The 10,061-nt window shown below is 71.3% G+C and carries 3 protein-coding genes; all 3 read right to left on the bottom strand.

The genetic code is table 11. The annotated features are described in order from the left end of the window. Positions 1 to 1,627 (bottom strand): condensation domain-containing protein (locus AB0D14_RS44305; RefSeq protein ID WP_362791040.1); only part of this gene is annotated, 1,627 nt, incomplete at its 3' end. Continuing rightward, complete coding sequence (locus AB0D14_RS44300) at positions 1,624 to 8,052, bottom strand: amino acid adenylation domain-containing protein (RefSeq protein WP_362791037.1); 6,429 nt, start codon at positions 8,050 to 8,052, stop codon at positions 1,624 to 1,626. The genes AB0D14_RS44305 and AB0D14_RS44300, both read right to left, overlap by 4 nt. Continuing rightward, positions 8,049 to 10,061 (bottom strand): condensation domain-containing protein (locus tag AB0D14_RS44295; RefSeq protein ID WP_362791035.1); only part of this gene is annotated, 2,013 nt, incomplete at its 5' end. The genes AB0D14_RS44300 and AB0D14_RS44295, both read right to left, overlap by 4 nt.

Genomic DNA, 10,061 nt, shown 5'->3' with positions numbered 1-10,061 from the left:
CCGCCCGCCCCACGACCAGCTCATGCACCCCACCCACACCCGGCAGAGCAACAGCCGTGTTATTCCACTCCCCAACCAGCACCCCACGCTCCGCCGCCGTCACCATCGACAGCATCGACAACGGCCGCTCCGGACCCGCCGCGACAGCGTCAAGCAGGGTGACCAGGTGCCCAGCCATGCGTTCCATCGTCGCGGCGTCGAAAAGGTCGGTGCTGTACTTGATCTCACCCGCCAGGCCACCGGCACCGCCCGAGAACCGCACGGTCAGGTCGAACTTCGCCGCGACGGCGCCGTCCGGCGGTGGGTTGTCGTCGTTCTGCTGACCTCCGCCGCCGCGTCCCTCGGCGTCGGTGGCGTCATGACTGAACAGCACCTGGAACAGCGGCGTACGAGAGCGGTCCCGCTCGGCGCCGAGCCCGTCCACCAGTTGCTCGAACGGCAGGTCCTGGTGGGAGTAGGCGCCCAGCGCGGACCCACGGACCCGGCCCAGCAGTTCGGTGAACGTCGGGTCGCCGGACAGGTCGGTCCGCATGATCAGCGTGTTGACGAAGAACCCGATGAGGCCCTCGATCTCGGCCCGGTTGCGGCCCGCCACCGGTGTGCCGATCACCACGTCCTCGGTGCCGCACGACCGGCCGAGTACGACGGAGAACGCTGCCAGCAGCGTCATGAACATCGACGCGCCACCGGCACGTGCGATCCGCTGCAGCCCCTCGGCTGTCTCCGGCGAAACGGTGAACGCCAGCCAGGCTCCGTCGCTCGACCGCGCCGGTGGACGCGGCCGGTCGAGGGGCAATTCCATGACCGGCAGTCCCGCCAGCCGTTCCTTCCAGTACGCCAACTGGCCGTCCAGGACCTCGCCGGTCAGCCACTGGCGCTGCCACACCGCGAAGTCGGCGTACTGCACGGCGAGCGGCGGCAACGGGTCCGGCTCACCCACGCGAAACGCCTCGTACAACGCCGTCAGTTCGCGCCGCAGGATCTGTGTCGACCAGTCATCGAAGATCACGTGGTGCATCGACAGGGCCAGTAGGTGCTCGTCGGCTCCGAGCCGGATCAGCAGGCCGCGCAGGAGTGGTCCGGCGGCGAGGTCGAACGGTGTCTCGGCGACCTGGAAGGCCAGTCGTTCCGCCGCGTCGTACCGGCCCATCTCCTCGGAGACGTCCGCCACCGGCAAGGCGACCCGCACCGGCGCATCGATCACCTGTTGTGCCACGCCGTCCGAGTCCGCCACCAGCCGGGTGCGTAACACCTCGTGCCGCGCGACCATCGCGTTCAGCGCCGCGTCGAGTGCCGCCACGTCCACGTCCCCGCCGAGTGGCAGCGGCGACAGCAGGTTGAACGCCGTGGAGCCCGGGGTGAGCTGATCGAGGAACCACAGTCGTTGTTGGGCGAAGGACAGCGGCAACGCGCCCTCCCGGGCGGCCGGGGTCAGTGGCAGGGCCCGCCCGTCGTTCCGGTTCCTCAGCAGTTCGATGATCTCCTGGCGGTGTTCCCGCAGCCGTCCCCGCAGGTCGGGCGTCAGTGTGTCCTTGGGCGCGGACGCGCGCAGCCGCCCGTCGGTGACCTCGAAACGCACACCGCGGCCCTCGAGCTCGTCGAGCAGGTCCGCAGGGGAGACCGTCATCGGGTAACACCATCCTCGTCAGTCGTCGCGTCCGGGGAGTCGGCGTCCAGCAACTGGAGCACCTCGGCCTCCGACAGCTGCTCCATCTCCGCCAGGATCCGTTCCACGACGTCCGCCGCGAGCGCGCGGACCGTGGGGCGGTCGAACAAGGCCGAGAGGGGGATCTCGGTCCCGAAGGTGGTACGGACACGGGAGATCACCTGGGTGGCCAGCAGCGAGTGTCCGCCCAGCTCGAAGAAGTCGTCCTCGGCCCCCACCCGGTCCACACCCAGTACGCGCGCCCAGATCGCCGCCATCGTCTCCTCGGCCTCGCCCGTCGGTGCCACGTAGCTGCCCGCCGGGGCCGGCCTGGCTCCGTCGGGGGCGGGCAGCGCGGCCCGGTCGAGCTTGCCGTTCGGGTTCGTGGGGAGCGCGGCGAGTTCGACGAACAACGTGGGGATCATGAACTCCGGCAGGGACCGCCGTAGATGGGCGCGAAGTTCGCCGAACCCCGGGACGCCCGTCGTGTGGTCCGCGGGGACCAGATAGGACACCAGCCGCCGCTCGCCGTCCTCGTCCCACGCCGTGGTGAGCGCCGACCGAACGCCGGGATGGGTGACGAGCGTCGCGTCGATCTCACCGGGCTCGATCCGGAACCCGCGCACCTTCATCTGCTGGTCGACGCGTCCCAGGAAGTCCAGTTGCCCGTCGTCCCGGCGGCGTACCCGGTCGCCGGTGCGGTAGAGGCGCGAGCCGTCACCGGCGAACGGGTCGGCGACGAACCGTTCCGCCGTCAGCGCCGGCCGGCCCCCGTAGCCCCGCGCCACCTGTACTCCGCCGATGAACAACTCGGCCGGCGCTCCGATCGGAACCGGCCGGAGGCACTCGTCCAGGACGAGGAGCCTGTTGCCCTCGACCGCCGTACCGATGGGCGGCGTGCCGATGGGCGGCGCCGCTCGGGCGCCCGGATCGACCGCCCCGCTCGTGACCATGACGGTGGCCTCCGTCGGGCCGTAGGTGTTCACGAGCCGCCGCCCCGGCGCCCATTCGGCGGCGACCTGTGCGGTCAGCCGTTCGGCGCCCAGCAGCAGCGTCCGCAGACCGGGGAGGCCGGCCGGGTCGAGCACGCCGAGCAGCGACGGCGTGACGCTGGTGGCCTGCAGCGCGCCGTCGTTGATCAAGTACGTCAGAGCCTCCGGATCGTCCCGTTCCGCCGAGGTCGCCACGGCGAGCGTCCCGCCGGCCGCCAGTACGACCGCGACATCGAGCGAGGCGGCGTCGAAGCTGAACGAGGCGAACTGCAGCACCCGCACGCCCGGCCCGGCACCCAGCACCGGCCGTAGCGCGGCCGCCATGTTGGCCACGCCCGCATGCTCGACCTGAACGCCCTTGGGCCGCCCGGTCGAGCCCGATGTGTAGATCATGTACGCCAGTTGGGCCGGGTGCCTCGTCACGTCCGGTGCGGTGACGGGCGAGGCGGCCAACGCCGAGGTGACGGCCGGGTCGTCGAGCCGTACCGTCACCGTCCCACCGGCCGCCAGACCGGCTTCGAGGCCGCCTCGGGCGACCAGGACGCGGGCGCCGCTGTCGGCCAGCATGAAGGTCAGCCGCTCGGCCGGATACCCGGGGTCCAGGGGCAGATAGGCTCCGCCGGCCTGCCAGGTCGCGACCATCCCGACGACCATGTCGATGCTCCGCGGCAGGCACAGTCCCACGATGGACTCGGCTCCGACACCGGCGGCCCGCAGGTGGTGCGCGAGCCGGTTGGCCCGCGCGATCAGCCCGCCGTACGTCAGCGAGGCGCCGTCGCACACGAGCGCCACCGCGTCCGGGTCCGCCGCCGCCCGCGCGGCGATCCGCTCGGGCACCCCGGCGGCGGCTGCGGGTATGCCCTTCCACTCGTCCGTCAGGGCGGCCCGCTCGGTCCGCGTCAGCATCGGCAGCCGCGACAGCGGACGGCCCGAGTCCTCGGCCACCGCCTCCAGTACGGTGCCCAGATGCCCGGCGAGGCGTTGAACCGTCGTCGCGTCGAACAGTGCGGTGCTGTACTCGATCACCCCGGTCAGGCAGCCACCGGAGGCTGTGCCCGCCAGCGTCACCAGCAGGTCGTACTTCACCGGGAGCGCCTCGTCCGGGGTGTCACCGCCCGACGTGTCACCGCTCCACGTGTCACGATCCGCCGTGTCACCGCCCGACGTGACGGCCGCGTCGTCGTCGCCGGGCTCGCCCACCACATGGCTGACGAGCACCTGGAAGAGGGGCGTGCGGGAACGGTCCCGCTCGGTGGCCAGGGCGTCGACCAGCTGCTCGAACGGCAGGTCCTGGTGGGCATAGGCGTCCAGCGCGGTCCGCCGCACCCGGCCGAGCAGTTCGCTGAACGCCGGGTCGCCGGACAGGTCGGTACGCAGGACCAGCGTGTTGACGAAGAAGCCGACCAGGTCCTCGGTCTCCACCCGGTTGCGGCCCGCCACCGGGGTACCGATCACCACGTCGTGCCCGCCTCCGTAGCGCCCCAGGACCACGGCGACGGCCGCCAGCAACGTCATGAAGAGCGTGGCGCCGGCGTCGCACGCGACCGCCCGCAGCCCAGTCGCGACCGTCTCCGGCACCGTGAACGAGATGACCCCGCCCTCGTTCGACCGTACGGGCGGACGTGGCCGGTCCGTCGGCAGCTCCAACACAGGTGCCCCGCCCAACCGGCTCTGCCAGTACGTCAGTTGCCGCGCCATCACCTCGCCGGACAACCACTGGCGCTGCCACACGGTGAAGTCGGCGTACTGCACCGCAAGAGGTGCCAGCGGGTCCGGCTCTCCCGCGGCGAACGCCTCGTAGAGTGCCGATACCTCACGGCGCAGGATGCGTACCGACCAGTCGTCGACCACGACGTGATGCAGGGTCAGGACAAGCAGGTGCTCGTCCGGACGTATCCGGATCAGCGCGGAGCGGAGCAGCGGCCCGGTCGCCAGGTCGAAGGGGGTCGTCGCGTCGGCGGTGGTCAGGCGCCGGGCCGCCGACAGCGGGTCGGTCGCCGCCGACACGTCGATCACCGGCAGCGGGGCGGGTGCGGGCGGGTCGATCACCTGGTGGGGAACGCCGTCGGGCCCGGCCACCAGACGGGTGCGCAGGATCTCGTGCCGAGTGACGACGGCGGTCAGCGCGGCGGTCAGCGCCCGCACATCCAGCGCGCCGGACCACTTCATGGAGGACGGGGCGTTGTACTCGGCGGAGCCGGGCTCCATCTGGTTCAGGAACCACAGCCGCTGCTGGGCGAACGACAGGGGCAGCGGCTCGTCCCGGTCGACGGCCAGAATCGGTGGTGGCGCCTCTCCCTGCGTCGCCCGCCCTTCGACCACGCCCGCCAGGCCGCGCACGGTCCGCTGATCGAACAGCGCCGCGAGCGGTACCTCGGCCCCGAACACGTCACGGACCCGGGAGAGTACCTGGGTGGCCAGCAGTGAGTGCCCGCCCAGCTCGAAGAAGTCGTCCTCGGCGCCCACCCGGTCCAGGCCCAGTACCTGCGCCCAGATTCCCGCGAGCAACTCCTCCGCGGGGGTGGCGGGTTCCGCGTATCCCGCCCGCGTCGGCCGCACCCCGTCCGGAGGGGGGAGCGCGGCACGGTCGGTCTTGCCGTTTCCGGTCAGCGGAAGGGCGGCCAGCTCAATGACCGCCGACGGAACCATGTGAGCGGGGAGGCTCTCCTGCGTGAACGCGCGCAGCTCGGCGACATCCGGGATGCCTTCGGACGGGTCGGCCGGGACCAGGTGGGCGACCAGGTGCCGTGCCGTGCCTTCACCGAACGCCGTCACCGCGGCCGAACCGACCCGGGGGTGAGCGGTCAGTACCGCCTCGACCTCGCCCGGTTCGATACGGAAACCTCGCACCTTGACCTGGTCGTCGGCGCGGCCCAGGAACTCCAGGCGCCCCTCCGGGAGCCATCGCACGCGGTCGCCGGTCCGGTACATCCGCGATCCGTCGGCCCGGAACGGATCGGGCAGGAAGCGCTCCGCGGTCAAGGCGGGCCGTCCGCCGTAGCCCCGTGCCACCGGCCTGCCGGAGATGAACAGTTCCCCCGCCACTCCTGCCGGGACCGGGTGCAACCTCTTGTCCAGTACGTAGACACGGGTGTTGGCGATCGGTGTGCCGATCGAAGGCACGCCGTCCTCGACCACACCGTCCTCGACCACACCGATGCTCGCGCACACCGTCGTCTCGGTCGGGCCGTAGGCGTTCAGCAGACGATGCCGCCGGGCCCAGGTCGCCGCCAGGTCGGTGTCCAGCCGCTCCCCGGCCGCCACCACCGTGCGTACGCCGTCCAGGGCGGCCGGTGTCAGTACCCGTAGCAGCGATGGGGGGAGGGTCGCCAACGCTACGCCCTCGGAGCGCAGCAGGTTCGTCAACGCCCGCGGTTCCAGGCGCTGTTCGGCAGTGGCCACGACCAAGGTCCCGCCGCCGGCCAGCGTCACACACATCTCGGACACGGCGGCGTCGAATCCGAACGAGGCGAACTGCACGACCGCGTCGCCGTGTCGCACTGCGAACGACGGGCGCTGGCCGACCACCAGGTTCACCACACCCCCATGCGTGACCTGCACGCCCTTGGGGCGGCCCGTCGAACCCGACGTGTAGATCACATAGGCCAGCTGGTCAGGGTGCACCACGGCCTGAACCGCACTGGACGGTCCGGCCAGTGCGGTGGCCATCTCGGCAGGGCCGATCACCGCCCCGGCCCTGCTGTCGGCGACCATGAACTCCAGCCGGTCGGACGGATACTCCGGGTCCAGCGGCAGATAGGCACCACCCGCCTGCCACACCCCGAGCACCGCTACGATCATGTCGACTCCACGACCGAGCCGCAGCCCCACCACCGACTCCGCACGCACCCCCGCCGCACGCAGGTGGCACGCCACCCGGCCCGCGCGCTCCACCAGGCCGGCGTAGGTCAGCGAGACGCCGTCACACACCACCGCCACCGCGTCCGGACGCGCCATCGCGCGCTCCGCGATCAGCTCATGCACCCCGCCCACACCCGGCAGGCCGGTGGCCGTGTCGTTCCACGCACCGAGGAGTTTCGCGCGTTCGGCCGCGGTCAGGGCGGGCAGGTCACCGACCCGGTGTGCCTTGTCGGCGGCGATGGCGTCGAGGACGGCGGCCAGGTGTTCCGCCAGACGCGCCACCGTGGAGGCGTCGTAACGGGCCCGATCGTAGGCGATCCGCATCGTGAACTCCGACCGCCATCCGGCGATCGCCACCAGCGGCTGGTCGGCCTGCTGGCCGACCAGGTTGCGGTCCACCCGCAGACCGCTCGCTGCCGACCGTTCCGTACCCTCCTCCAGGTCGGCGACCGGGTAGTTCTCGAAGACGAAGAGGCTGTGGAACAACGGCCGCCCGGCAGCCAGGCCGCTGCTCGCCGCGATCGTCACCAGGGGGGTGTGCTCGAACTGCCGAGCCCGCACCTGCTCCTCCTGGAACGCGGCGAGCCACTCGGTCAGAGGCCGGTCCCGGTCGAGGCGAACCCGTACCGGAGTGGTGTTGATCAGCAGGCCGACCATGGAGTCCACACCGTCGATCTGACCGCCGCGTCCCGAGGACGTGACACCGAACACGATGTCGTCGAAGCCGCTGTAGACCGACATCAGCAACGCCCACGCGCCCTGCACGACGGTGTTGAGGGTCAGCCGGTGGCGTCGTGCGAACTCCATGAGTCCGTCGCCCCGCACAGCCGGGGAGAGTTCCACCGGGTACAGGGCCTGGCCCTCGTCCCCGGTGGCGCATTCCACCCCGAGCGTCGTCGGCTCACCGACTCCGGCCAGATACTGCCGCCAGTAGCGCCGCGCCTCGTCCTCGTCCTGCCGCGCCGCCCAGGCCACGAACTCCCGGAACGGCGCACGGGCCGGAAGCTGCGGCGGTCGGCCCGAGCGGAAGGCGTCGTAGGCCTCCAGCACCTCCCCGATCACGATCGGGACGCTCCACCCGTCCAGCATCATCTGGTGGTGACTCCACACCAGCTGGTGCCGGTCAGAAGCCAGCCGGATCACCGCGACGCGTGTCAGTGAGGGCGCGGTGAAGTCCGCACCGCGTGCTGCGTCCTCGGCCAGGTAGTGGTCGACCGCCTGAAGGCGACCCTCCTCGTCGAGATCGGACGCGTCCACCACCTGCCAAGGCAGCGAGATCTCCCGTGACACCACCGCCACCGGTACCGGCACGCCGTCCCACACCACCGCGCTGCGCAGCACCTCGTGCCGTACGAACACCAGCTCCCAGGCCCGGCGCAGGGCGCTCAGCTCCAACGCGCCCTCAAGCAGGTAGCCGTACTGCGCCCAGTGCATGCCCGGTTCCGGGGCGAGCCGGGTGTGGAGCAGCATCCCCTGCTGCAGCCCCGTCAGCGGGTAGATGTTCTCGATGGTGCGGTTGCGCGCGCCGGTGGCCGTCTCGGACGCCGTCATCATGAACCTCCGGTGTCGAAGCGCCGCTGGATGACGTCGAGGGCGTCCTGGTCCAGTCCCGCGAGGGGGAAGTCCGACGGTGTGTAGCCGCCGGTGCCGGGCCGCAGACAGTGGTCGACGAGCTGGTCCAGGACCTCGATGTAGCGCCGCGCCAGCCGGTCGACCGTGGTCGCGTCGTGAACCTGACCGCCGTACGTCCAGACCATCTCCAGGCGGTCCGCGACGACCTGGCTGTTGATCGAGAGCAAGTGGGCACGGTCGGCGTGGGCCGGTTCGGGCTCGCCGATCCGCTGACCGGTCGGCCGGAACCTTCCGGCCGACCGGACCGCCTGCGTCGTCTGGCCCAGGTAGTTGAAGCTGACCTCCGGCACCGGCCCACCGGGCGTCCGGTCGGTGAGGTGGCGCAGGAGCCCGTAGCCCAGGCCGCGCCGCGGGATGGCCCGCAGGTTCTCCTTGGTACGGCGAAGGGCCGCGCCCAGATCGCCGTCGGTGACCGCGTCGAGTGCCACGGGGTGCACGCTGGTGAACCAGCCGACCGTCCGCGACACGTCGATGTCGGCGCCCACGTCCTCACGGCCATGGCCCTCCAGATCGACCACCACTTGCCCTGTACGGGCCCACGGCGCGAGCACCATCCCGAGCACGGTCAGCAGCACATCGTTGATCTGCGTCCGGAACACCCCGGGCACCTCGTGCAGAAGCCGTCGGGTCTGCTCGGCGCCGAGGGCGACGGAGACCCTCCTCGCCAGCGCGTTGGTGTTGGGGCCGTGGTGGTCGCGCGGCAACGGGCCGGTGACAGCGGCCTCGACCTGACGCCAGTAGTCGGTCTCGGCTGTGTCGATCGTGTCGGCCAACTCGGTGAGCCGCTCCGACCATGCCGTGAACGAGGTCGTCTTGGCCGGCAGTGCGGACTGCTCGCAGGCCAGGGTCAGGTCCTCCAGCAGGATCGGCCAGGACACCGCGTCGACGACGAGGTGATGCACGACGATCAGCAACTGCTGCGGTGCGTCGCCGCGTTCGATGAGGACAGCGCGCAGCAGCGGCCCGTCCGCGAGATCAAGGCTCGTGTGTGCGTCGGCACCCCAGGCCTGGTCTTCGCCGTCGACCACTCGCAGCAGCTCGGCGGTCTCGTCCGCGACCGTCCGGCCCTGCCAGCCGTCGGCCTCACGCACGAACCGTGAGCGCAGCGCGTCGTGGTGCGCGACCACCGCCCGCAGAGCAGCGCGCAGTGCCTCGGGCTCGACCCGGTCGGTGATCTCCACGACCATCGACTGGTTGAAGTGCCACGGCTCGGGCGTCTCCCGCTCCAGGAACCACCGCTGGATCGGCGACAGCGGGAAATCACCCACCACCAGACCCTGCTCGGCATCCGCCGTGCTTTCGGCGGAGGCCACGCTTGCCAATGCCGCCACCGTCTGATGGTCGAAGACCTGCACGACCGTGATGTGGACTCCGCGCTCGCGTGCGCGTGCGACGGTTTGGATGCTGATGATCGAGTCGCCGCCCAGCTCGAAGAAGTTGTCCTCGACACCGACCCGCTCCACCCCCAGCACCCGCGCCCACACCTCGGCCAGCACGCGTTCCGTCTCCGTGCGCGGCGCCACATACTCCACACCCGACCCCAACCGGGCGCCATCCGGCACGGGTAGGGCAGCCCGGTCCAGCTTGCCGTTCGGCGTCAACGGCAACGCCGCCAGCTCCACAAACACCGCCGGAACCATGAAACCGGGCAACCGGCCCGAAGCGAACGCCCGCAACTCCCCCACATCCGGCACACCCACCGACGCATCATCCGGCACCAGATACGCCGCCAGGCGCCGGTCCGCATCATCGCCCCAGGCCACCACCACCGCCGACCGCACCCGGGGATGCGCGGTCAGTACCGCCTCCACCTCACCCGGCTCGATACGGAAGCCACGCACCTTCACCTGGTCGTCGGCCCGTCCCAGGAAGTCCAACTGGCCGTCCGCCAGCCAGCGCACCCGGTCGCCCGACCGGTACATCCGCGACCC

Origin of the sequence: Streptomyces sp. NPDC048484 (genome assembly GCF_040651415.1) — a bacterium.
GTDB lineage: Bacteria > Actinomycetota > Actinomycetes > Streptomycetales > Streptomycetaceae > Streptomyces.
This window is presented reverse-complemented; position numbering and strand designations above follow the sequence as displayed.

Coding starts and splice junctions, on each gene's coding strand:
- AB0D14_RS44300 (WP_362791037.1), bottom strand. CDS start 8,052: ATGATGACGGCGTCCGAGACGGCCACCGGCGCGCGCAACCGCACCATC.